The organism is Neisseria sp. P0021.S007, from assembly GCF_051956855.1.
Map to the genome: position 1 here is coordinate 1 of NZ_JBQCXA010000871.1, position 525 is coordinate 525.

Consider the following 525-nt stretch of genomic DNA (forward strand, 5'->3'; position numbering starts at 1 on the left):
GCCACAGGAGCAGCGATCAAACCGGCAGAAACAAGAACGAGAGAGGTCAATTTAGACAATGTTTTCATGTGTAATATCCTTTCGGGAAATTTGTCTGATAAAATAATTCCGTCAAATGCCAAATGGCAATTTGCGTAAAAACAACCGCATAACTACTTGGTGCGATTGAGTTTTTATTGTAACGGTTTGTTTGTAAACCGAAGTCAGGTCAAGCGAAATTGAAATAAAGTTTCAAAAGGCGGGTTAACCCCCTTGTCCTGCTTTATTAATCGCACCTCATAGCTTGATTGTTTAAATTTATATATTTCATGGCATTACATCCAATGATTTTCGAACATTCCCGCTTTCGCAATGCATCCTACATCTTGATGGGGCTTGCCCTGTTTGTGGTGCTGTACTTCCACTTTTTGCCCCTTTTGCTCGCCGTCATCCTAACCTACGTCTTCATCACCAAGACCAACGGTCTGATTCTTTGGTTGCGCCGCCGTATGCTCACGCGCAATACCTGTCTCTTATACACATTCT

General features: G+C 42.1%; 1 pseudogene. It reads left to right on the top strand.

Annotated elements, in window-relative coordinates:
- Positions 1-323: 323 nt before the first annotated feature.
- Positions 324-525 (top strand): annotated as a pseudogene (locus ACTHUR_RS16445) (AI-2E family transporter); the annotation flags it as partial.